The organism is Rhodanobacter koreensis (genome assembly GCF_054782855.1).
Genome location: NZ_BAAGRR010000001.1, coordinates 55,804 through 78,240, shown reverse-complemented (window position 1 = coordinate 78,240; position 22,437 = coordinate 55,804). Strand labels below are relative to the sequence as shown.

Sequence of the window (22,437 nt, the reverse complement as noted above, 5' to 3'; positions counted from 1 at the left end):
TCTTCACCTCCATCACCTAGATAACGAGCAGCAGCATGGCCGACAACGCCATCGCGAACACCGAGAACAACGGTTCGCGCCTGGATCCCCTCAAGCAGCTCACCCGCAATCCGGCGGCCCGGCAAATGCTGCTGCTGGTCGCGGTGGCGGCTGCAGTGGCGCTGGGTGTGGCGGTCGTGTTGTGGTCGCGTGGCCCGAACTACGGGCTGCTGTATGCCGGACTGGAGCAGAAGGACGCCGCCGCGATAACGCAGGAGCTGCAGTCGACCCAGACCCCTTACCAGCTCAGCAGCGACGGCTCGTCGATCATGGCGCCGGCCGCGGATCTGGCAGCGTTGCGGCTGAAGCTCGCTGCGCGTGGACTGCCGCAGGGAAGTGCAGCCAGCAGCTTGGCCCCTGCCGGCGATTCGCCCTTCGGCATGAGCGATCTGGCCGAGCGCACGCGTTACCAGCAGATGCTGGAGACCGACCTGGGCAATACCATCGGCGGCCTGCAGTCGGTGCGTGCCGCGCGGGTGCACCTGGCGTTGCAGAAGCCGTCGGCGTTCATTCGCGACAATCGGCCGGCCAGCGCATCGGTACTGGTCACGCTCTATCCGGGCCGCCAGCTGGATGCCGGCCAGGTGGCGGCGATCGTGCATCTGGTGGCGGCCAGCGTGCCGGATCTGGATCCGCGCCAGGTTTCGGTGATCGACCAGCAAGGCCAGTTGCTGACCACCGATCCGGACAGCCCGGGGGCCATCGGCGACAACCGCCTGCGCCTGGCCACCCGGATCGAGAATACGTATGCGCAGCGCATCGAGGAACTGCTGACGCCGCTGGTTGGCGCCGGCAGGGTGCGTGCCCAGGTCTACGCCGATCTGGATTTCAGCCAGACCGAGAAAGCCACCGAAACCTTCGACCATGAACATCCGGCGCTGCGCAGCGAGCAGACCAGCAGCGAACAGCATGGCTCTGCGGCTTCCTCCGGCGGGGTGCCTGGCGCGCTCAGCAATCAGCCGCCGACGGTGGTGGCACAGCCTACGGCAGCCAAGCCCAATGCCGGCCAGCCGGGTACCGCTGCTGCAGGCGCCACCGCGGCGACGGCAACCAGTCCCGGCGAAAATTCAAGCAGTGCCACCCGCAACTACGAGCTGGATCGCACGATCAGTCACGTCAGCGATCCGGCCGGCCGACTGGTCCGGCTGACGGTGGCGGTGGCGCTGGACAACAAGCTGGTCGGCGGCACGGCTGGCGACACCACGCCGGACAAGAGTGTGCCGTTCACGGCTCAGGAGCTGGAGCACCTGACCGACCTGACCAAGAATGCGGTGGGCTTCAATGCGGCACGTGGTGACAGCGTCAGTGTGGTCAACCAGCCGTTCCAGCGCGGTCCCGGTATCGAGGCACTTCCCGAAACACCGTTGTGGCAGCGTCCCGGTGCCATGGACCTGATCAAGCAGGGGCTGGGCGCCTTGCTCGCGCTGCTGGTGGCGTTCGGCCTGCTGCGGCCGCTGCTGAAGGGGCTGTTGCGCAGCGAAGCCAAGGCGTTGCCGTCGCCAATGCCGACGATTTCCGTGCGGGTCGACGACCCGCAGCCGGCAGAGCCGGCCCGACTCAATGCCGCCGGGCCAATACTTGCATACGAACAACGCGTCGGTTTGGCCAGGCGAATGGTCGGCGACAACTCCAAACAGGTGGCACAGGTCGTGAAGAATTGGGTGGGCGAAGATGGCGGTTGATCACTCGCAGATAAACGGCGCGCAGCGCGCGGCCATCCTGCTGCTGACATTGGGCGAGCAGGATGCGGCCGAAGTGCTCAAGCACCTCAGCGCGCGTGACGTACAAGCGGTGGGCACGGCCATGGCGGCGCTGTCCGGCGTGTCGCGCGAGCAGGTCGAGACGGTGCTCGACAGGCTCAACGACGACATGACGCGGCAGACGTCACTGGGCGTGGGTACCGAGGAGTACATCCGCAAGATCCTGGTCAACGCACTGGGCGAGAACAAGGCCGGTGGCCTGATCGACCGTATCCTGCTCGGCCGCAGCAGCAAGGGGCTGGAGTCGCTCAAGTGGATGGAAAGCCGGGCGATCGCCGAGATGATCCATCAGGAGCATCCGCAGATCATTGCGCTGGTGCTGGCGCACCTGGACGCGGATCAGGCGGCCGAAGTCATCGGCTATCTGCCGCCACGCGTACGCAGTGATGCGGTGATGCGCATTGCCACGCTCGATGGCGTACAGCCGCATGCGCTGAACGAGCTGGACGAGATCATGGAGCGCCAGTTTTCCGGCAATACCAAGAAACTCAAATCCGCCAACGTCGGCGGCCTGAAGGCCGCGGCGGACATTCTCAATGCCATGGACAGCAGCCGCGAGGCCGAGCTGATGACGGCGATCCGTGGCCAGGACGAGGCCCTGGGCGGACGCATCGAGGATCTGATGTTCGTGTTCGAGGATCTGGCCGATCTGGACGATCGCGGCATGCAGACGCTGTTGCGCGAAGTGCCGTCGGGCACTCTGGTCACCGCGCTCAAGGGTGCCGAGCCGGAGGTGCGCGAAAAGATCTTCGCCAACATGTCCAAGCGCGCTGCCGACATGATGCGCGACGACCTCGAAGTGAAGGGTCCGGTGCGCCTGAGCGACGTCGATGCGGCGCAGAAGGAGGTGCTGGCGACGGCTCGCAAGCTTGCCGATGCCGGACAGCTGAATCTTTCCTCCGGCGGTGAAGAGTTCGTCTGATGATGGCCGCGATCACGCATGCGGCACCGGACGTACAGCGTTGGGAACTGCCGAACGTGGGTACGCAGCAGTCGTCTGCGAAGGCCGTGAATGCCCCGGCGCAGCCGACCGTGCGCGAACTCGAGGCGCTTGAACAGCAGGCCCGCGAAGAGGGTTACGCCGCTGGTCGTGCCGAAGGGCTGGCCGTGGCGCAGCAGCAGCTGCGCGAACACATGGCGCGACTCGATGCCTTGTACGATGCGGCGGCACGCCCGCTGCAGATACTCGACGAGCAGACCGAACAGGAGCTGGCGCGGCTGGCAACGGTGATCGCCAGTCGGGTAGTCGCCCACGAGCTGCAATCGTCGCCCGGACTGATCGCACAGGTCGTGCGTCAGGCGGCCACGGCGCTCCCTGCCGCCGCTCGCGAATTGCGTGTGCACGTGCATCCGGATGATCTGGCCCTGCTGCGCGAACTGGGCACGGCCGAAAGCCATTGGCAACTGTTTGCCGATCCTGCCCTGGTCCGCGGCGACTGCCGGCTGGAAAGCGAGCGCTCGCGGCTGGATGCACGAGTGGAAACCCGTCTGGCTGCCGTGATCGATGCCGTACTCGGTGACGATGCCGATAGCGGCAAGGCCGACGGTGCATGAGCGCCGAAGTCGCCATCGCCGCGCGTCAGGCACTCTGGCGACAGAAGCTGGCACGTCGCCGTGCACGCGCAGAAACAGTGCGTACGCTGGTCGTGGAAGGTTGCCTGCGTCGGGTCGTCGGACTGACGCTGGAGGCCGAGGGTTGCGAGGCTGCATTGGGATCGCGCTGTCTGGTCGATACCGCCGACGGCGCACAGCTGGATACCGAGGTGGTTGGCTTTGCCGATGAACGCCTGCTGCTGATGCCGGTGGGTGACATGCATGGCGTGTTGCCCAATGCGCGGGTACGGCCTTGCGCACGCAGCGGCGGACTGCCGGTCGGCAATGCCCTGCTGGGTCGGGTGATCGGTGCCGATGGCGTACCGCTGGACGATATGGGTCCGCTGGAAGTGGACGATCATGCCGCGCTCAAGCGCGAGCCGATCAATCCGATGGCGCGCAAGCCGATCGATGCGCCACTGGATGTCGGTGTACGCGCCATCAATGCCCTGCTTACGGTCGGGCGCGGCCAGCGCCTGGGCCTGTTCGCCGGTTCCGGCGTCGGCAAGTCGACCCTGCTTGGCATGATGACCCGCTATACGAATGCCGACGTGGTGGTGGTCGGGCTGATCGGCGAGCGCGGTCGCGAGGTGAAGGAGTTCGTCGAGCACACGCTGGGCGAAGAGGGACGCCGCCGGGCGGTGATCGTTGCCGCACCGGCCGATGCGCCGCCGCTGAAGCGATTGCGTGGCGCACAGTACGCCACCGCGATCGCCGAGTGGTTCCGCGATCGCGGCCTGCGCGTGTTGCTGCTGATGGATTCGTTGACCCGCTACGCCCAGGCGCAGCGCGAGATTGCGCTGGCGATCGGCGAACCGCCGGCGACCAAGGGCTATCCGCCATCGGTGTTCGCCATGATGCCGGCGCTGGTCGAACGTGCCGGCAACGATGCCGACGGGCGCGGTTCGATCACGGCGTTCTATACCGTGCTGACCGAAGGCGATGATTACCGGCACGACCCGATCGCCGATGCGGCGCGGGCGATCCTGGACGGCCATATCGTGCTGTCGCGCGATCTCGCCGAGGCCGGGCATTATCCGGCGATCGACATCGAGGCATCGATCAGCCGCGTGATGCCGGCCGTGGTGGCGCGCGAACATCTGCGTGCGGCCCAGCGTTTCCGTCAGGTCTATTCGGCCTATCGCCAGCAGCGCGACCTGATTGCGGTGGGCGCATACCAGAAAGGCTCCGATCCGCAGGTGGACCAGGCAATCCAGCTGTGGCCGCAGTTGCGGGGATTCCTGCAGCAGGAGGTGGACGAGCCGATGCCGCTGGACGAGGCAGTCAACCTGCTTGGCAGACTCGCTGACCAGGTGACCGAATGAACTCGCGCGCAAAACAATTGCAGCCGGCCGTCGAGCAGGCACGCCAGCACACCCAGGATGCACTGGTGCGACTGGCCGAGCAGCAGCAGCGGCTGGCCAAGGTCGAACAGCAGCTGGATGAGTTGCGTCGCTATCGGCAGGAGTATGCGGCGGCCGGTGATGGCGCCTTGAGCGTCGGAGCGCTGCTCAACCGCCAGAAATTTGTCGAGCGCATCGACCAGGCTATCGCGCAACAGGTTGTCGAGGCCGCCCGCGCACAGCGCCAGTTCGAACAGGTTCGTGGACGCTGGCATCAGGCACACGCCCGCGAAAGTGCGCTGGGCAGCGTGGTCGAACGTTATCGCGAGCAGGAGCGCCAGGCCGAGGACCGCCGCGAGCAGGCCGACAGCGACGAGCGCACGCAATACCGGCGCCAACGATGATGAGCCCGCGAATGCACGACCGAATCTTTCTGCGCTGTTCTGCATGCGCGCGACACCATGCCGGAGGCTTCCCGCGATGACTGCCATTGCTGTTGTACCCACCAACGCCGCGCCAGCCCCATCAGCTCCCACGGCCACATCGGGTTCGCGCGAGCCGTCGACAGACCCGGGTCTGTTCGATCGCCAGCTGCATGCCGCGCGGCAGCAGCAGTCGACGAACGGATCGAGCCATGCGTCGCGCCAATCAGCGCGGGGGCGTTCGGATGCACCGGTCGACAAGCCGGTGCGCGAATCGGCGAATGGGTCAACGGACAAGTCGTCGCGTGAGTCGAAGGGCAAGCAGGCAGGCGATCCGTTGCATGCGCTGCCGGCTGCTTCCAACGGTACCGTGTCAGGCACGCCATTGGCCACGCCGTTATTGCTGACGAGCCCGGGACCGGACGGTGCATCGATGCCGACCGGCAATCAGACCGATACGGATAGCGATGGCGACGATGACGGCACCCAGGCCGCCTCGGGATTGGCCGGGAGCATGCTGGCGCTGCTCGAACAATCTGCCGGCGTTGCGACGAGTGCGTCCGCCGCTGCGACGGATGCGGGCTCATCGGCACGTGCAGGCAGCGACGGCGGCAAGAGCGTGACTTCCGATGCCAGTGTCGTCGCAGGTTTGCAGGCAAACGGCGTGGACGGAGGCACTGCCACCACGACGGTTATGACGAGTCTGGTGAACATCGGCGTGGTGCCGACGGGCAACGACGTGAAACCACCTTCTGTCGACAAGGCGGGCGGCGCCTCCAGTGATCTGACATCGGTACTCGCGTTGCCGATGCCGGCGACCACGGCTCTGCCGGCGACAACGCATCTACTGCAGGTGCAACCGCCGGTAGGCAGCCAGGACTTTGCCAGCGAGCTGGGCCAGCAGGTGGCCTGGCTCGGTGGTCAGGACGTCAAGCAGGCGCGCATTCGATTGAACCCGGAAGATCTTGGCCCGCTCGACGTCAAAGTCAGCGTGATGCATGGCCGGGTCGACGTGGTGTTCAATGCCCAGCACCCGGCGGCGGTCACGGCTGTGCAGCAAAGCCTGTCCCAGCTGGGCCAGATGCTGAATCAGCAAGGATTGTCACTGGGGCATGCCGAGGTCGGCCAGCACGATCGGGGCACCCACCAGGGCAACGGCGCCATGGCGGCCGTTGCCGACCAGGATGACGTCGCCGAGATTCACGGCACCGGTCTGCAGACGTCGATAGGTGCGGTCGGCTTGCTCGACGCATTTGCCTGAGATCCGCACCAGCCGCATTCCGGCTGGATTTTCACGGCTTGTCGGCGACACCGGAGCATGCAGTCTCGTCCGCCATGTCGCACCCGGATCGGGGTGAGGCCGGTTTCATGCCGCCATTAAATGGAACGTTGCCTGGTGCCGGCGAGATCACGTCGCGCCGTGATCATGGCGGGCGTCAAGAAAGCGGCGCGCAGCCGGCATATAGCCCGCGAGCCCCGTTGAAACAATGCCTTGAAACGATGGCATGCAGCTTGCTTTGACTGGCTTGGGCCCCGCCCCGGGGCAATCCATTCAATCCAAGATTTGAGGTTTTCATGGCTGAGGCCGCGCAAGTTGAAGTCGCCAATACTCCCGTGGCCCGGCAGGGTCGCCCGGGGTTGCTGATCGGTCTGGCCGTGGCACTGATGCTGGCGCTGGGTGCGTCTGTTTATGCGTGGCTGGCATGGCATGCCAGCGCCAAGAGTGCGGCCAAGGTTGAGTCGGTCAAGCTGGTCAAGGACGAGCTCTACTTGCCGATGGACCCGGCCTTTGTGGTGAATTTTCGTGACGACGATTCGCTGCGCTACCTGCAGGTGGGCGTCACCTTGATGTCGCATGACCCCGACGCGATCGCCGCGGCCAAGAATGCCGATCCGGTGATCCGCGATGCGCTGGTTTCGCTGTTCAGCAGCAAGGACTACTCGATCATCAGCGATCCGGCCGGTCGTCAGAAGCTGCAGCAGCAGGCGCTGGCGGCGGTGCGCGAGATCGTCCAGAAGCGGCTTGGCCGTCCCGGCATCGACGCCTTGTATTTCACCAGCTTCGTGATGCAGTGACGGGGAGATCGCGTTCATGAGTGATCTGCTTTCCCAGGACGAAATCGATGCGCTGCTGAATGGCGTCGAGGCCGGTGCGGTAGCGACCGGCAACGACGAGCCGTTGCCGTCCGATGCGGTGATTGCGTACGACTTCACGCAGCAGGACCGCATCGTGCGAGGGCGATTGCCGACACTGGAAATGGTCAACGACCGTTTCGCGCGGTTCTTTCGCACGGGTGTCTTCAGCGTGCTGCGCAAGACCTGCGAGGTCTCGGTGCTGGGCGTGAAGATGGTCAAGTTTGCCGAGTACGTGCATGGGCTGGCAGTGCCAAGCAATCTGAACCTGGTGCGCATCAAGCCGCTGCGTGGCAGCGCGCTGGTGGTGTTCGAGCCGCGGCTGGTGTTCACCGTGATCGACAATTTCTTCGGCGGTGACGGCCGCTATCACGCACGCATCGAGGGGCGCGATTTCACCGCGACCGAGAACCGCGTGATCCAGATCATGCTGGCCGAGTTCTTCAGCGCGATGGCCGAGGCGTGGGCACCGGTGCTGGGCCTGCAGTTCGAATACATGAACTCGGAGATCAACCCGCAGTTCGCCAATATCGTCAGCCCCACGGAAACCGTGGTGGTGTCGCGCTTCCATGTCGAACTCGACGGCGGCGGCGGCGAGATCCATCTGACGATGCCGTATGCGATGGTCGAGCCGATCCGCACCCTGCTCGATGCCGGTGTGCAGAGCGACCGCGTCGACCGCGATGACCGCTGGGCCGAATTCCTGCATGAGGAAGTGCTGGATGCCGAAGTCGGACTCAGCTCCCTGCTGCTCGAAGCGCGGGTCAGCATCGGTGAATTCCTGCATTTGCGCCCGGGCGACGTGATCCCGGTGCAGTTGCCTGAACTGACCACGGTCTATGCCGAGGACGTACCGGTGTTCCGTGGCCGTTACGGCCAGTCCAACGGGCGCAACGCCGTGCGCTTCCATGCCCAGGCCGGCCGACGCGAAAGGCGTTCGGCGGGCGATCATTCCACAGAGAAGAACCCAGCATGAACCAGTCTGCCAATGGTGCTTTCGCCGATACGGGCGAGCGCGTCGAATTCGATTCCCTGCAGGGTGCCGCCGCGGAGGGTGGCGAGGTCAACCTCGACATGATCCTGGATGTGCCGGTGACCCTGGCGATGGAGGTGGGACGTACCCGCATCAGCATCCGCAACCTGCTGCAGCTCAACCAGGGCTCGGTGGTGGAACTGGATCGTGCCGCCGGCGAACCGCTCGATGTCTTCGTCAACGGAACCCTGGTGGCGCATGGCGAAGTGGTGGTGATCAACGAGAAGTTCGGCATCCGCCTGACTGACGTGATCAGCCCGGCCGAACGCGTGCGCAAGTTGCGCTGATGATCACGCTGGCCCTCATGCTGGCAGCACCGGCTGCCACACCCGACATCGATGTCGGCGGTGAACTGGTGCGGGTCGTGCTCAGCCTGCTCGGCATCATTGCGTTGATCCTTGTCGCCGGCTGGCTCAGCCGCCGGCTGCAACACCGCCCGGGTATGGCGGGGCGCCGGATCCGTTGTGTGGAAACGTTTGCCATGGGTGCGCGCGAACGCCTGCTGCTGCTGGATGCCGATGGCAAGCGACTGCTGATCGGCATGGGCCCTGGCGGTATGCGCACCCTGCATGTGTATGACGACGTGCCGGTGGAAACAGTGGCTGCCGTTGAGCCGGTCAGGTCACCGTTGCCCGCGTTCGGCGAGCTGCTGGCGCGCTGGAAGCGCAGTTCATGAAGACCGGGCGCTGGATATTTGCCGTACTGCTGATGTTGCTGCCGCTGGCAGCGTTCGCGGCACCCCCGGGCATTCCGCTGGTGAACGTGCAGAGCGCGCCGGGTGGCGGTCAGAGCTGGACGCTGTCGCTGCAGGTGCTGGCGCTGATGACGGCGTTGACGCTGTTGCCGGCGATCGCGCTGATGATGACCTCGTTCACCCGCATCATCATCGTGCTCGGGTTCCTGCGTCAGGCGCTCGGCACGCAATCGACACCGCCGAATCAGGTGCTGCTGGGGCTGGCGATGTTTCTTACCCTGTTCGTGATGTCGCCGGTGCTCAATCGTGCCTACAGCGATGGCGTAAAGCCGTACATGGATGGCCAGATCGCAGCCGAGCAGGCCTTGCCTGCAGCCACGGCACCATTCAAGCGCTTCATGCTGGACCAGACGCGTGAAGCCGATCTGCAGCTGTTCACCCGCTTGGCGAAAGACAAGCCCTATGCCAGCAAGGCCGACGTTCCGTTCCAGGTGGCGATGCCGGCGTTCCTCACCAGCGAGCTGAAGACGGCGTTCCAGATGGGCTTCCTGTTGTTCATCCCGTTCCTGATCATCGATCTGGTCGTGGCCAGCGTGCTGATGTCGATGGGCATGATGATGGTCTCGCCGACAATCATCTCGCTGCCGTTCAAGATCATGCTGTTCGTGCTGGTGGATGGCTGGACCTTGCTGCTCGGCACGCTGGCAGGGAGTTTCTACACGTGAACGCGGCGCCCACGTTCGTGCACCGCGGCTCGCCGCGCACCACTCGCGCGGGAGCGACTGCAGTCGCGATGCTCGCTGCTATTGATGGGTGGTTCGAAGCGAAAAGCGTTCGATCGCCTTTGGCGACCGAGTTACTTTCTCTTTGCGTGGCCAAAGAGAAAGTAACCAAAGAGAAAGGCCACCCCGCTTGGCGCTCGCCGGGCATCCTGCCCGGCGAGTGCGTGAGGCGGGGCCGGGTTTTTCGACAGGACTCCTGTCCTGACGAAAAAGGATCGACATCCATGTCGATCCCCCTGCGGGCCTGTCGTCCCCGCCCCACCGCCGCACAGGGGCCCCGGGTAGAGCAGCGCGCTTCCTGCGCGCACTTCCGGAAAAGCCAGATCAAAAGCAGTGCACTGCAAATCTGCGTGCGACCGGGAGGCTCGCATGACGCCTGAATCCATCATGGAGTTCGGCCAGCATGCGCTGTATGTGGCGATGCTGGTCGCGGCGCCGTTGCTGCTGACCGCGTTGGCGGTCGGTCTGCTCATCGGCGTGATCCAGGCCGCCACGCAGATCAACGAGATGACCTTGAGCTTCATCCCGAAGCTGATCGCGATGGCGCTGGTGGCCTTGATAGCGGGGCCGTGGATGCTGCGTGTGCTGGTGCAGTTCACCCGCCAGCTGATCGAGAGCCTGCCCGGTGCCGTCAGATGACGAGCGGGCCGGCGATGGCACTTGATCTGGCGCAACTGCCGACGTGGCTGGGCAGCCTGTTCTGGGCGATGGGCCGGGTAGGCGGCATGTGCCTGGTGGCACCGGTGTTCAGCGACATGGTGCTGTCGGCGCGGATGCGGATCAACCTGGTGATGGTATTGACGCTGGTACTGGCGCCGCTGGCGCCGACGACGATCGATCCGTCGACCGCCGAGGGTGTGGCGACGATGGCCGGCCAGGTACTGATTGGTGCAGCGATAGGGTTTGTGTTGCGGCTGGTGTTCGAGGCGGTGTCGTTTGGCGGCCAGCTGGTGGCGCAGAGCATGAGCCTGGGTTTTGCGGAGACGGTCAATCCGCAGGCAGGCGGCAGTTCGACCGTGCTGAGCCAGTTTTATCTGTTGCTGGTGACCCTGCTGTTTCTGGTGATGGACGGCCATCTGCGTCTGATCGCCTTGCTCGCCGACAGCTTCCACAGTCTGCCACCGGGTCCGGTGGCGATCGATGTGAATGGTCTGCACGCCGTGGTCAGCTTTGGTGCGGAGCTGTTTTCCGGTGCGGTCAGGGTGGCGCTGCCGGCGATGACGTCCCTGCTGGTGGTGAATATCGGTTTTGCCGCGATCAGCCGCGCGGCGCCATCGATGAATCTGTTCGCGGTGGGGTTTCCGATCACCATTTCGCTGGGTTTCATTGCGCTGTGGTTGTCGCTGCGCAGCCTGCCGGGCGCGTTCGAAGCGCTGCAGGGCGATGCCTGGTCGCTGATGCGCGATCTGGTCGGGGGCTGACGCGATGTCGGAAGAAAGCGAGCAGGAAAAAACCGAACAACCTACCGAAAAACGCCTGCGCGAATCACGCGAGAAGGGTGAACTACCCCGTTCGCGCGATCTGTCCGGGGCGATGGTGGTGCTGGCCGGCGTAGCGGCGCTGATGAGCGGCGGCGAAGCGGCATTTCTGCATGCGCGGCGGATTTTTTCGCTGGGCCTGGCCTATCCGCGCGAGGCGCTGCCTTCCGATGCGTTGCCGGGGCGTGTGCTGCAGGCGGCCACGCACGAGGCGCTGGGCCTGTTCGGGCCGGTGGCGCTGTCGACCATGCTGGCCACGCTGGCTGCACCGCTGTTGCTGGGCGGCCTGAATTTCAGCGCGGAGGCGCTGCAACCGAAGTTCGAGCGGCTCGACCCGATCAAGGGGCTGGGACGCATCTTCGCCATGCGTGGGCTGGTCGAGCTCGGCAAGGCCTTGCTCAAGCTGCTTTTCATCGGTGCCGTGCTGGCGTTGTTGTTGCGTCACTGGCAGGGCGAGCTGCAGGCGACCGGGCGTGGCTCGGTGATGGCCGGGATTGCGCAATCGATCGGCCTGCTGGGTCGTGCGGCGCTGTGGTTCGGCTCCATCCTGGCTCTGATAGGCGGCATTGATGCCCTCTACCAGAAGTTCGATCACGCCAAGCGCCTGCGCATGAGCAAGCAGGAAATCCGCGACGAGATGAAGGAAAGCGACGGCAATCCCGAGATGAAGGGGCGTATCCGTCAGGTGCAACAGCAGCAGGCGCGTCGCCGCATGATGGAGGATCTGCCCAAGGCCGACGTGGTGGTGGTCAACCCCTCCCACTTTGCGGTGGCGTTGCGTTACGACGACGGGCGCATGGGTGCGCCGCGGGTGATCGCCAAGGGTGTCGACTTGCTGGCCCAGCAGATCCGCATGGTTGCCGGCAGCCACCGCATACCGCTGGTGGAGGCGCCGCCGTTGGCACGCGCCTTGTATGCAACCACCGAGATAGGTCGGGAAATTCCTGCCGCGCTGTATGTCGCGGTGGCCCAGGTACTGGCCTACGTCTACCAATTGAAAAAAGCGACTGCGCAGGGCGAGACACCGCCGGCAGTACCCACTCCCGAGGTCGATCCTGACCTGATGGGACCTTACCGCGAGCGATGACGGACCCATGCAGATGACAGGCACCAGCATATTCGGCAATGTCGGCCAGATGGCCCGGCGCGGCGCAGGTGCACCAGTGATCATGCTGGTGATGCTGGCGATGCTGATGCTGCCCTTGCCGCCGTTCCTGCTGGACATGCTTTTCAGCTTCAACATCGCGCTGTCGCTGGTGATCCTGCTGGCCGTGGTGTACGTGATGCGGCCGCTGGAGTTCGCCGCCTTCCCGACGGTGGTGCTGATGGCGACGCTGCTGCGGCTGGCGTTGAACATCGCCTCCACCCGCGTGGTGCTGCTGCACGGACACGATGGCCCCGGCGCGGCCGGCAAGGTGATCGAGGCGTTCGGCGAGTTCGTCATCGGCGGCAACTTCGCCGTGGGCCTGGTGGTGTTCGCGATCCTCACCATCATCAATTTCGTGGTGGTCACCAAGGGCGCCACCCGTGTGTCGGAAGTGACCGCGCGCTTCACGCTGGACGCGATGCCCGGCAAGCAGATGGCGATCGACGCAGACCTCAACGCCGGATTGCTGACGCAGGAACAGGCCCGCGACCGCCGCCAGGAAGTGCGCGAGGAGGCGGACTTCTACGGCTCGATGGACGGCGCGTCAAAATTCGTGCGCGGCGACGCCACCGCCGGCATCCTGATCCTGATCATCAACATCGTCGGCGGCTTTTTTGTCGGCGTGATGCAGCACGGCCTGTCGGCCAGTGATGCCGCCAAGACCTATACCTTGCTGACCATCGGCGACGGTCTGGTGGCACAGGTGCCGGCCTTGATGCTGTCCATTGCCGCGGCGGTGATCGTCACCCGTGCCACGCGCCGGCAGGACATGGGACAGCAACTCGTCGCCCAGGTGTTCGGACAGCCGAAGGCGCTGGCCGTGGCTGGTGTCGTGCTCGGCGTGATGGGCGTGATTCCCGGCATGCCGAACATCGCCTTCCTGCTGCTGGGTGGCATTTGCGGCGGTGCTGCGTGGCTGATGCACAAGCGCAGCCACGAAACCCGCGCAAAGCTGGCCGAAGCGGCTGTCGAAGCACCGGCTACCACCGTGCCGGCCGAGCGGCTGGAGCTCGGCTGGGAGGATGTCGCCAGTGTCGATCCGCTGGGGCTGGAAGTGGGCTACCGGCTGATCCCGCTGGTGGACACCCATCAGGGCGGCGAGCTGATGGGACGCATCAAATCGGTGCGCCGCAAGCTTTCGCAGGAGCTGGGCTTTCTGGTGCCGGCGGTGCATATCCGCGACAACCTCGATCTGGCGCCCAACGCCTATCGCATCACCCTGATGGGCGTGCCGATGGGCGAGGCCGAGGTGCACAACGAGCGGCTGATGGCGATCAACCCCGGCCAGGTACACGGCGCCTTGCAGGGCATCGCCACGCAGGATCCGGCCTTCGGTCTGGAAGCGGTGTGGATCGAGAGCGGTCAGCGTGAACTGGCGCAAAGCTACGGCTATACCGTGGTCGATCCGGCCACGGTGATCGCCACCCATCTTTCGAACATCCTGCAGAACCACGCACACGAACTGCTCAGCCACCAGGATGTGCAGCAGCTGCTCGACCGGCTCGCTTCCGGCGCACCGAAGCTGGTCGAGGACCTGGTGCCCAAGCGGCTGTCGCTGGGCGTGGTGGTGAAGGTGCTGCAGAACCTGCTGGCCGAGCGCGTGCCGATCCGCAACATCCGCAGCATCGTCGAATCCTTGGCGGAGCACGCCGGGCAGAGTCAGGATCCCGGCGTTCTGACCGCCGCCGTGCGCGTCGCGCTGGGTCGCCAGATCGTGCAGGAGATTACCGGACTGGGTACCGAGGTGCCGGTGATCACGCTGGCGCCGGAGCTCGAGCAGATCCTGATGAACTCGCTGTCCGGCGGCGGCGTGGCTGGCGCTGCGGTGGAACCGGGCCTGGCCGAGCGCCTGCAGCAGAGTGTGGCCGATGCCGCGCGCAGGCAGGAAGTCAGTGGCGAGCCGGCGGTCTTGCTGGTCGCGCCGCAGTTGCGGCCATGGCTCGCGCGCTTCACCCGCCATGTGGCACAGAACCTGCACGTGCTTGCCTACAACGAGGTGCCCGACAACCGTCGGGTGCGTCTGGTGCAGGCACTGGGGCGATGAGCGAGGTGGGTCTGGTGGATGGGAAGTCGAAAATCGGAAGCGGCAAACAGGGACGGCGTCAGCTTGAACCGACGGCGTGGCGGCATCTCCCGAAAGCAGGCCGTATCTTTGCTTTCGTTGCCGGGGCCTGCACTCCTTGCGGGAGCAGACAGGCATGAAGATCAAGCGATTCGTGGCAGCGGACATGCGCCAGGCCATGCGCGAGGTGCGCGAGGAGCAGGGACCCGAGGCGGTGATCCTGTCCACTCGCCGGCTTGCGGAAGGGATCGAGGTGATTGCCGCGATCGACTACGACGAGGCACTGGTGCGTGAAGCCGCACGACATGGCGCTCCGCTGACGGGTACCGAGACACCGTCAGCGGCAGAACCTGTCGTTGCGCCCACGCCACCATCGGCACGGCCGCCCCGGACCACGCTGGCGATGCCGCCACCGCTGGCCGCGGTACCTGCCCCGATTGCACCGGTGGCCAACGAGCCGCCGGTCATGCATCCGCTGATGGAACGTGCCGTGCAGGATACGGCACGCATGCGCACCGAACTGGGCAACCTGCGCGAGATGCTGGAAGTGCAGTTGTCGAGCCTGGCCTGGAATGACCTGGAGCGACGCCAGCCGCTGCGTGCACGCGTGCTGCGCGAGATGACCCGGTTGGGTATCGAGGCCGATGTCGCCCGTCAGCTGATGGTCGATCTACCCGAGCAGATCAATGCCGAACAGGCGCGCTACCTGCCGCTTGGCATGCTCAGCCGCAGCCTGGCGGTGAGTGGTCGCGGCCTGTCCGACGGCCGGGGTATCACCGCGCTGGTCGGTCCCACCGGCGTAGGCAAGACCACCACCATCGCCAAGCTTGCTGCGCGCGCGGTGTTGCATCACGGGGCCGGGCAGGTTGCGCTGGTCAGCACCGACCATTACCGCATCGGCGCAGCTGCGCAGCTGGAGCATTACGGCCGGCTGCTCGGTGTGCGGGTGTATCCGGCCTATGACACGGAAAGCCTGCGCAAGGTACTGGAGCTGCTGCGCGGCCGGCATACCGTGCTGATCGATACGGCCGGCGTGGCCGGCAATGATCCGCGGCTGGCACAGCAGATGGAGATCCTGTCCGATGCCGGTGAGCTGCGTGCGTGCCTGGTACTGGCGGCGAACGCGCAATCGCAATCGCTGGATGAAGCGGTACGCGCCTATCTGCCGTTGCAGCCGAACGCATGCATCCTGACCAAGCTGGACGAGGCGCCGAACCTGGGCGGTGCGCTGTCGGTGCTGATCCGCCATCGCCTGCCGCTGGACTACACCACCGACGGCCAGCGCGTGCCCGAGGATATTGCCACGGCAGATGCGCGGGTACTGGTGTGCCGTGCCGCGCAGTCGCTGAAAGGCCATGCGCCGGATGACAGTCTGATGGCCGAGCGCTTCGGTCTTGCGGTGGCCAGCGCATGAATGGAGCACTCGCCATGGACCAGGCCTGGGGTCTGACGCGCATGTTCTCGGCAATCGTCGGCCACGGCGAATCGGAGGTCGCGTCATCGAGCCATCAGGCCAGCAGCCTGTTATCGGGTTTTGCAGCGCCGCGGCGTCGTTGCCGCACGATCGCGGTAGCCGGCGGCAAGGGTGGTGTCGGCAAAAGCACGGTCGCGGTGAATCTCGGCATGGCGCTGTCGGTCGCCGGCCATGACGTGATCCTGCTGGATGCCGACCTGGGCATGGCCAACGTCGACGTGTTGCTCGGACTTACGCCGTCGCGTCACATCGGTCACCTGCTCGATGGCGACTGCACACTGGATGACCTTCTGCTGACCGCGCCGCGCGGGTTGCGGGTGATCCCCGCCGGTTCCGGCGCGCGCCGGCTGGCGCAGCTGAAGAACGGCGAGCATGCGGCGATCATCCGCGCGTTCGACGAACTGGCACAGCCGCCGCAATACCTGCTGGTCGACACCGCGGCCGGGCTGTCCGACAACGTGGCGATGTTCGCCGCCGCCGCCGATGACGTGGTGCTGATGGTGTGCGACGAGCCGGCATCGCTGACCGATGCCTATGCCTTGACCAAGGTGCTCAGTCGCGACTTTGGCGTACGTCGCTTCCGCATGGTCGCGAACATGACACAAAACGAGGGCGAGGCCCGGCAATTGCACCGGAAACTCTCGCGTGTCAGCGACCGTTTCCTCGACGTGGTGATCGATTTCGCTGGCTGGGTACCGCACGACGAGCGGCTGCGCCAGGCCATTCGCAGGCAGAACGCGGTGGTGGATCTGTGGCCATCCAGCCGTTCGGCGCTGGCATTCAAGCAATTGGCCGGTGTGGTCGATACATGGGCAGAACCCGAACGCGCGGGCCGCGACCGGATCGCCTTCTTTGGTGGCCGGGCGACACCGGCGGCAGGGTACTGAGATGAGTGCGGCTTCGGAATATCTACAACATTCCCGCGAAAGTGCCGACGAACTGGTACGTCGGCATGCACCGCTGGTGCGGCGGATCGCCTATCACCTGATGGGGCGATTGCCGGCCAGTGTCGACGTGGGCGATCTGGTACAGGCTGGGATGATCGGTTTGCTGGAGGCGGCGCGCCATTACACCCTCGATCGAGGGGCCAGTTTCGAAACGTATGCGGGGATCCGCATTCGTGGCGCGATGCTGGACGAACTGCGCCGCACGGACTGGACTCCGCGCTCGGTACATCGCAAGACACGCGAAGTGGCCGAGGTGGTGCGTCAGATCGAAACCGAAACCGGTGCCGAGGCGGACGATACCGAAGTCATCCGGCGGCTCGGCATCAGTGCCGAGGAATATCACCAGATACTCGCCGATGCGGCCTGCGTGCGCCTGCTCAGCCTGACCGCGTCGGACGACAACGAGGATGGTGCGGTGCTGGATGTCGTGGACGAGGGCGCCCCGAATCCGCACGACAGCATCGAGCGCGACGGCATGCGCGAGGCGCTGGCCGAGGCGATTGGCGGCTTGCCGGAGCGAGAGCAGCTGGTGATGTCGCTGTACTACGAGCAGGAGTTGAATCTGAAGGAGATCGGCGCCGTGCTTGGCGTGAGCGAGTCGCGGATCTGCCAGATCCACGGGCAGGCGATCATCCGGTTGCGCGCGCGACTGGCCGACTGGCGCGGTTGACGAAGCGGTACCTCGAGTTCCCGGGGCTTTGTGCACTGGCCCGTACAGTGCAAATGGAGAAGGTGTTTGGACAAGAACATGAAAATCCTGGTGGTGGACGACTTTTCCACCATGCGGCGGATCGTCCGCAACCTGCTGGTCGAGCTGGGTTTCAGCAATCCGCTGATCCAGGAGGCCGATGATGGCGAGAGTGCCATCACGATGCTGCGGAATCTGCCGTTCGACCTGGTCGTGACCGACTGGAACATGCCGAACATGACCGGCATCGACCTGTTGCGCGCAATCCGCGCCGAACCCTCGTTGAAGGGCCTGCCGGTGTTGATGGTGACGGCCGAGAACAACCGCGACCAGATCATTGCCGCGGCCCAGGCCGGCGTGAACGGCTACATCGTCAAGCCATTCACCGCGATCACGCTGAAGGAAAAACTCGGGAAGATATTCGAACGGATTGCCGCCAGTGGAGCCAGCGCATGAACGCCATTCTGCCTCTCGTCAACGAAGAGCATCTGCCGTCCGAGTTGCGCGACCTGCTGAACAGCCCGGATGGTCCGGCCTTCGAGCATGCGCTGGACGTGATGGTGCGCGACCGCGAACAGCGCCTGTTCCGTGCCCTTGGCCAGCTTGCGCGCGACCTGCATGACGCGATGCGCCGGCTGGGCGGTGAACTGGCCAGCGAGGGTGTGCCGGACAGCGTTGCCGATGCGCGCAAGCATCTCAACGATGTGCTGGAGATGAGCTCGCAGGCGGCCCATCGCAGTATCGATTTCGCCGAACGCATGCGGCCCGCTGCCGAGCTGCTGGCGCACAACGCCGGCGAAGTGCTGGCGTTCACCGACAGCAAGAGCGACCCGGCCGCCGTGCTGGCGCATCAGGCCAGCGATTTCGCGATCAGTTGCCGCGACGGCCTTGCCGACATGGTGATGGCGCAATCGTGGCAGGACCTGTCCGGTCAGCGCATCAAGAAAGTGGTCAACTTCATCGAGAGTGTGGAGTCGTCGCTGCTGGAGCTGGTGCGGCTGACCGGTGCACTGGCTGGCAGCGAGACTCCGGCCAGTGTGGTCAAGGTATCAAGCCAGGACGACGCTGATCGTCTGCTCAGCGAATTCGGGTTTTGAGGGCGGATTTGCCGTGAATGCGGAGTTCGACAACGAACTGCGCCAGGATTTCCTGGTCGAGGCCGGTGAACTGGTGGAGCGCCTGGGCGAGCAGCTGGTCGGGCTGGAAGCTGCGCCGGACGACAGCGAGTTGTTGAATGCGGTATTCCGCGCATTCCACACCGTCAAGGGCGGCGCCGGTTTTCTGGCAGTCGAGCCGATGGTGCTGCTGTGCCATCACGCCGAGGATCTGCTCAACGAGGCGCGCAGCGGCAGCGTGGTGCTGGGCGCGGCGCAGATGGATGCGCTGCTCGAGGCGCTCGACCTGCTCAGCGGGATGATGGCCGCGCTGGAAGACGATGCGCCGTTGGCGATGCCACCGGCTGCGTTGCTGCAACGCTTGTTGCCGGTTGCTGCAGGCACATCCGCCACCGCAGTGTCGGTCACGCCGCCGTCGATGGTTGCGCCGGGTGATGGCGCAGCCATCGATGACAGTGAATTCGAGGCCTTGCTCGACAACCTTTACGGCGCGGGGGCACCCGGCCTGGTCGAGGCTGTGTCGACGCCGGTTGCCGTGCCGTTGGCGGCGAGCGCCATCGACGACGAGTTCGAGGCACTGCTGGATACCTTGCATGGCAAGGGCGGCCAGCCCGGTACGGCCACGGCTCCGGCCATGCCCATCGTTCCTGCCGTGTCGGCACCGGCACGCCAGGCAGCCGCTCCGGCGACGGCAGAGGCCACCGTGCGGGTGGATACCTCGCGGCTCGATGTGCTGGTCAACCGCGCTGGCGAACTGGTGCTGGTGCGCAACCGCCTGCTCAGCCTGGCCGCACGTCATGGTGACGAGGCACTGCTAACCGCTGCCAGCGAACTGGATCGGGTCGCCGACGAATTGCAGGCGGCTGTGCTGGGTATGCGCATGCAGCCGGTGGGACGGTTGTTCCAGCGCTTTCCGCGAATCGTGCGCGACCTGGCCCGCCAGCTCGGCAAGGAGGTGGAGCTGGTGCTGGAAGGTGAGGGCACCGCTCTCGATCGCAGTCTGGTCGAGTCGCTGGCCGATCCGCTGGTTCACCTGCTGCGCAACGCGATCGACCATGGCGTGGAGATGCCGGCCGAGCGCGAGCGTAACGACAAACCGCGCAAGGGGCGGGTGTGTCTGTCGGCCAGTCAGCGTGGCGAGCGCATCGTGATCTCGGTGAGTGACGATGGCCGCGGCATGGATCCGGAAATCCTGCGCCGCAAGGCGCTGGAGAAAGGTGTGATCGATCAGGCACAGGCTGCGCACCTGACTGAAACCGAATGCTACGAACTGATCTTCCGCCCGGGTTTCAGTACCGCCGCGACGATCTCCGATATCTCCGGTCGCGGTGTCGGCATGGATGTGGTGAAGACGCGCGTGGCGGAGCTCGGTGGCACTTTGCAGGTGCGTTCGAAGCTCGGCCATGGCAGCGAGCTGGAGCTGACCGTGCCGCTGACGCTGGCGATTCAGCGCGTGCTGATGGTGCGTGTCGGAGCGCGTCTGTTCGCGTTGCCGTTGAGCAATGTCGAGGAGGTGTTCGAACTGGCCGATGGCCAGGACCGCCTGCTGGACGGGCGGCTGGTCGCCGGCCACCGCGGTCGTGCGCTGCCGCTGGCCAACCTGGCCGGCTGGGCCGGCGCGGCGATGGCCGCCGGACGGCATGTGGTGGTGCTGCACATCGGCCACATGCGACTGGGCTGCCTGGTGCATGCCGTGCTTGGTCGAGAGGACGTCATCGTCAAGCCGCTCGGTCCGCTGTTCGAGGGTGCCGCCGGGATTGCCGGTGCCACCGTGACCGGCGACGGCCGTCTGGCGCTGGTGCTGGATCTGGCCGGCCTCGCCGATGGCGACGGGCAACTTCTTCCTTCACTGCAGATAACCGGCTGAACGTATGGATCGGATAAGCATCATCGGCACCATCATGGCCTTCGTGGTCATCATCCTCGGTACCGTACTCAAGGGGTCCACGGTCGGCGCGCTGTGGAATCCGGCCGCGTTCGTGATCGTTTTCTTCGGCACGACCGCTGCCTTGCTGGTGCAGAACCAGGGCAAGGTGCTCAAGCATGCATTGAAGATGCTGGGGATGATCTACAAGCCGCCCCGGCACCAGCCCGCCGACCTGATCAGCCGCATCGTCGGCTGGAGCGAAATCTCGCGGCGCCAGGGCCTGCTCGGGCTGGAGCCGCAGATCGAGTCCGAGTCCGATACGTTCATCAGCAAGGGGCTGCAGCTGCTGGTCGACGGCGGCGAACCGGACGCAATCCGCAGCGTGCTGGAAGTCGATCTCGACACCCGCGAGGCGGTCGACCTGGCCGGTGCCAAGGTGTACGAGAACGCCGGCATCTACTCGCCCACGCTGGGCATCATCGGCGCGGTGATGGGGCTGATGGCGGTGATGCAGAACCTGGCCGATCCGAGCAAGCTCGGTCACGGCATCGCGGCGGCGTTCGTGGCGACCATCTATGGCGTGGCGCTGGCCAACATGTTCATGCTGCCGATGGCAGCGCGCCTGAAAGGCTTGATCGGCAAGCAGTCGCAGATGCGCGAGATCCTGATCGAGGGACTGGTATCGATCGCCCAAGGCGACAACCCGCGGCAGATCGAGGCACGGTTGCAGGGTTATCTGCCGTGAGAAAGAAACGTCACGAGGAACATCTCAACCACGAGGCATGGGCGATTCCCTATGCCGATCTGATGACGCTGCTGCTGGCGTTCTTCGTGGTGATGTATGCCGTATCGGTAGTCAACGAAGGCAAGTTCCGGGTGATGTCCGAATCGATCATCGAGGCATTCAACGGTTCCAGCCATGTGATTGCGCCGATGCCGCCGACCAAGGTACGGCCACACAACATCGAGCCGGCGATTGCTGCGCCGGCCGGCCAGCCCGGCTCGTCGGTCGTGCCGATCGCCATACCGATCCCGCCGCACCCGGTACCGATGCAGGGAGGCCGTGGGCGTGATGCGGGCCACCCCTCCAGCCAGCTGGAGAACCTGAAAAGCATCGAAAGTCAGGTGCGCAAGGCGTTGCAGCCGCTGATCGACAAGCAGCAGGTCGTCGTGCGGCGTACCAAGGACTGGCTGGAAATCGAGATCCGCACCGACATCCTGTTTCCCAGCGGCGTGGCCCAGCTGGCTCCGCCTGCCGACTCGGTGCTGCGCAATCTGGCATCGATCCTCACGCCGTTCGCGAACCCGCTGCGGGTGGAGGGTTATACGGACGATGTGCCGATCAACACCCTGGTATACCCATCCAACTGGGAGCTCTCGGCAGCACGGGCAGCGACCGTGGCACGGCTTTTTTCCGAACATGGCGTGAGCGCCGACCGGCTTGGCATCATCGGGTGGGGCGAGATGCGGCCGGTTGCCGACAATGCCACCGCGGAAGGTCGTAACCGCAACCGCCGGGTACTGGTCGTCGTGCTGAGCGATCGCACGGCACCGAGCCGCTTCTATACGGATGCCGATCACATCGATGCGACAGCGGAAACCGACAAGGAGCCCGCCGCGACCGCCCCCGAGATGCCGACCGTGCATGTCACCGCGCCACGTGCTGCCGGGGTGGATGCAGCGGCAAGCTTGCCGAGCGTGCCGGTGATCACGGCGGTCGCGTCGCCAGCCACCTCGCCCGACGTGGAGGCGGCGGCCTCAGCCACACGCGCTGCACCGGTTTCGGATGCAGGCGATGTGCCGCAACGCAGCACGCCCGCCGGGCGGACCCCATGACGATATCAAGTGATCGTGGAGCGG

The 22,437-nt window shown here is 65.3% G+C and carries 23 protein-coding genes; all 23 read left to right on the top strand.

Features of this window, described 5'->3' with window-relative positions; genetic code table 11:
* Window positions 1-35: 35 nt before the first annotated feature.
* Window positions 36-1,721 carry a flagellar basal-body MS-ring/collar protein FliF gene (gene fliF / locus ACYVKM_RS00425; protein ID WP_460875015.1) on the top strand — a complete coding sequence of 562 codons (1,686 nt, stop codon included), beginning with the start codon at window positions 36-38 and terminating at the stop codon, window positions 1,719-1,721.
* Between the two features lie 10 nt (window positions 1,722-1,731).
* Window positions 1,732-2,721 carry a flagellar motor switch protein FliG gene (fliG, locus tag ACYVKM_RS00420; RefSeq protein ID WP_460876469.1) on the top strand — a complete coding sequence of 330 codons (990 nt, stop codon included), beginning with the start codon at window positions 1,732-1,734 and terminating at the stop codon, window positions 2,719-2,721.
* Window positions 2,721-3,353 carry a FliH/SctL family protein gene (locus ACYVKM_RS00415; protein WP_460875014.1) on the top strand — a complete coding sequence of 211 codons (633 nt, stop codon included), beginning with the start codon at window positions 2,721-2,723 and terminating at the stop codon, window positions 3,351-3,353. Before fliG ends, ACYVKM_RS00415 begins: the two co-directional genes overlap by 1 nt.
* The gene (fliI, locus tag ACYVKM_RS00410; RefSeq protein WP_460875013.1) at window positions 3,350-4,717 is read left to right on the top strand and encodes a flagellar protein export ATPase FliI; all 1,368 of its coding nucleotides are present in this window, start codon (window positions 3,350-3,352) and stop codon (window positions 4,715-4,717) included. Before ACYVKM_RS00415 ends, fliI begins: the two co-directional genes overlap by 4 nt.
* On the top strand, window positions 4,714-5,139 hold the full coding sequence (gene fliJ / locus ACYVKM_RS00405; protein ID WP_460875012.1) for a flagellar export protein FliJ: 426 nt from the start codon (window positions 4,714-4,716) through the stop codon (window positions 5,137-5,139). Before fliI ends, fliJ begins: the two co-directional genes overlap by 4 nt.
* A gap of 76 nt (window positions 5,140-5,215) precedes the next feature.
* A complete protein-coding gene (locus ACYVKM_RS00400) occupies window positions 5,216-6,418 on the top strand; it encodes a flagellar hook-length control protein FliK (protein ID WP_460875011.1) in 1,203 nt (400 codons plus the stop codon).
* A gap of 314 nt (window positions 6,419-6,732) precedes the next feature.
* Entirely contained in the window at window positions 6,733-7,233 is a 501-nt protein-coding gene (locus ACYVKM_RS00395; protein WP_460875010.1) for a flagellar basal body-associated FliL family protein, read from the top strand.
* Window positions 7,234-7,249: 16 nt separating this feature from the next.
* Entirely contained in the window at window positions 7,250-8,266 is a 1,017-nt protein-coding gene (gene fliM / locus ACYVKM_RS00390) for a flagellar motor switch protein FliM (protein ID WP_460875009.1), read from the top strand.
* Complete coding sequence (gene fliN / locus ACYVKM_RS00385; RefSeq protein ID WP_460875008.1) at window positions 8,263-8,610, top strand: flagellar motor switch protein FliN; 348 nt, start codon at window positions 8,263-8,265, stop codon at window positions 8,608-8,610. The genes fliM and fliN overlap by 4 nt, the downstream gene beginning before the upstream one ends.
* A complete protein-coding gene (locus ACYVKM_RS00380; RefSeq protein WP_460875007.1) occupies window positions 8,610-8,999 on the top strand; it encodes a FliO/MopB family protein in 390 nt (129 codons plus the stop codon). The genes fliN and ACYVKM_RS00380 overlap by 1 nt, the downstream gene beginning before the upstream one ends.
* Window positions 8,996-9,742, top strand: coding sequence for a flagellar type III secretion system pore protein FliP (gene fliP / locus ACYVKM_RS00375; protein WP_460875006.1), 747 nt, complete (start codon window positions 8,996-8,998; stop codon window positions 9,740-9,742). Before ACYVKM_RS00380 ends, fliP begins: the two co-directional genes overlap by 4 nt.
* Window positions 9,743-10,168: 426 nt before the next feature.
* On the top strand, window positions 10,169-10,438 hold the full coding sequence (gene fliQ, locus ACYVKM_RS00370) for a flagellar biosynthesis protein FliQ (RefSeq protein ID WP_460875005.1): 270 nt from the start codon (window positions 10,169-10,171) through the stop codon (window positions 10,436-10,438).
* A gap of 14 nt (window positions 10,439-10,452) precedes the next feature.
* Window positions 10,453-11,220: a flagellar biosynthetic protein FliR gene (fliR, locus tag ACYVKM_RS00365; protein WP_460875004.1), complete on the top strand. Its 768-nt coding sequence runs from the start codon at window positions 10,453-10,455 to the stop codon at window positions 11,218-11,220.
* A gap of 4 nt (window positions 11,221-11,224) precedes the next feature.
* Window positions 11,225-12,364 carry a flagellar biosynthesis protein FlhB gene (gene flhB, locus ACYVKM_RS00360; RefSeq protein WP_460875003.1) on the top strand — a complete coding sequence of 380 codons (1,140 nt, stop codon included), beginning with the start codon at window positions 11,225-11,227 and terminating at the stop codon, window positions 12,362-12,364.
* 13 nt (window positions 12,365-12,377) lie between these two features.
* Entirely contained in the window at window positions 12,378-14,468 is a 2,091-nt protein-coding gene (gene flhA / locus ACYVKM_RS00355; protein WP_460875002.1) for a flagellar biosynthesis protein FlhA, read from the top strand.
* A gap of 154 nt (window positions 14,469-14,622) precedes the next feature.
* A complete protein-coding gene (flhF, locus tag ACYVKM_RS00350; RefSeq protein WP_460875001.1) occupies window positions 14,623-15,900 on the top strand; it encodes a flagellar biosynthesis protein FlhF in 1,278 nt (425 codons plus the stop codon).
* 14 nt (window positions 15,901-15,914) lie between these two features.
* Window positions 15,915-16,847 (top strand): MinD/ParA family protein, encoded by a 933-nt coding sequence (locus ACYVKM_RS00345; protein WP_460875000.1) that lies wholly within the window; start codon window positions 15,915-15,917, stop codon window positions 16,845-16,847.
* Window position 16,848: 1 nt separating this feature from the next.
* A complete protein-coding gene (locus ACYVKM_RS00340) occupies window positions 16,849-17,577 on the top strand; it encodes an RNA polymerase sigma factor FliA (RefSeq protein WP_460874999.1) in 729 nt (242 codons plus the stop codon).
* A 66-nt stretch (window positions 17,578-17,643) separates the two neighbouring features.
* Window positions 17,644-18,051, top strand: coding sequence for a chemotaxis response regulator CheY (locus ACYVKM_RS00335; RefSeq protein ID WP_460874998.1), 408 nt, complete (start codon window positions 17,644-17,646; stop codon window positions 18,049-18,051).
* Window positions 18,048-18,692, top strand: a complete 645-nt coding sequence (locus ACYVKM_RS00330) for a protein phosphatase CheZ (RefSeq protein ID WP_460874997.1) — start codon at window positions 18,048-18,050, stop codon at window positions 18,690-18,692. Before ACYVKM_RS00335 ends, ACYVKM_RS00330 begins: the two co-directional genes overlap by 4 nt.
* A gap of 13 nt (window positions 18,693-18,705) precedes the next feature.
* Complete coding sequence (locus ACYVKM_RS00325) at window positions 18,706-20,577, top strand: chemotaxis protein CheA (RefSeq protein ID WP_460874996.1); 1,872 nt, start codon at window positions 18,706-18,708, stop codon at window positions 20,575-20,577.
* 4 nt (window positions 20,578-20,581) lie between these two features.
* Entirely contained in the window at window positions 20,582-21,322 is a 741-nt protein-coding gene (locus tag ACYVKM_RS00320) for a flagellar motor protein (protein ID WP_460874995.1), read from the top strand.
* Window positions 21,319-22,413: a flagellar motor protein MotD gene (gene motD, locus ACYVKM_RS00315; RefSeq protein WP_460874994.1), complete on the top strand. Its 1,095-nt coding sequence runs from the start codon at window positions 21,319-21,321 to the stop codon at window positions 22,411-22,413. Before ACYVKM_RS00320 ends, motD begins: the two co-directional genes overlap by 4 nt.
* The last annotated feature ends 24 nt before the right edge of the window (window positions 22,414-22,437 follow it).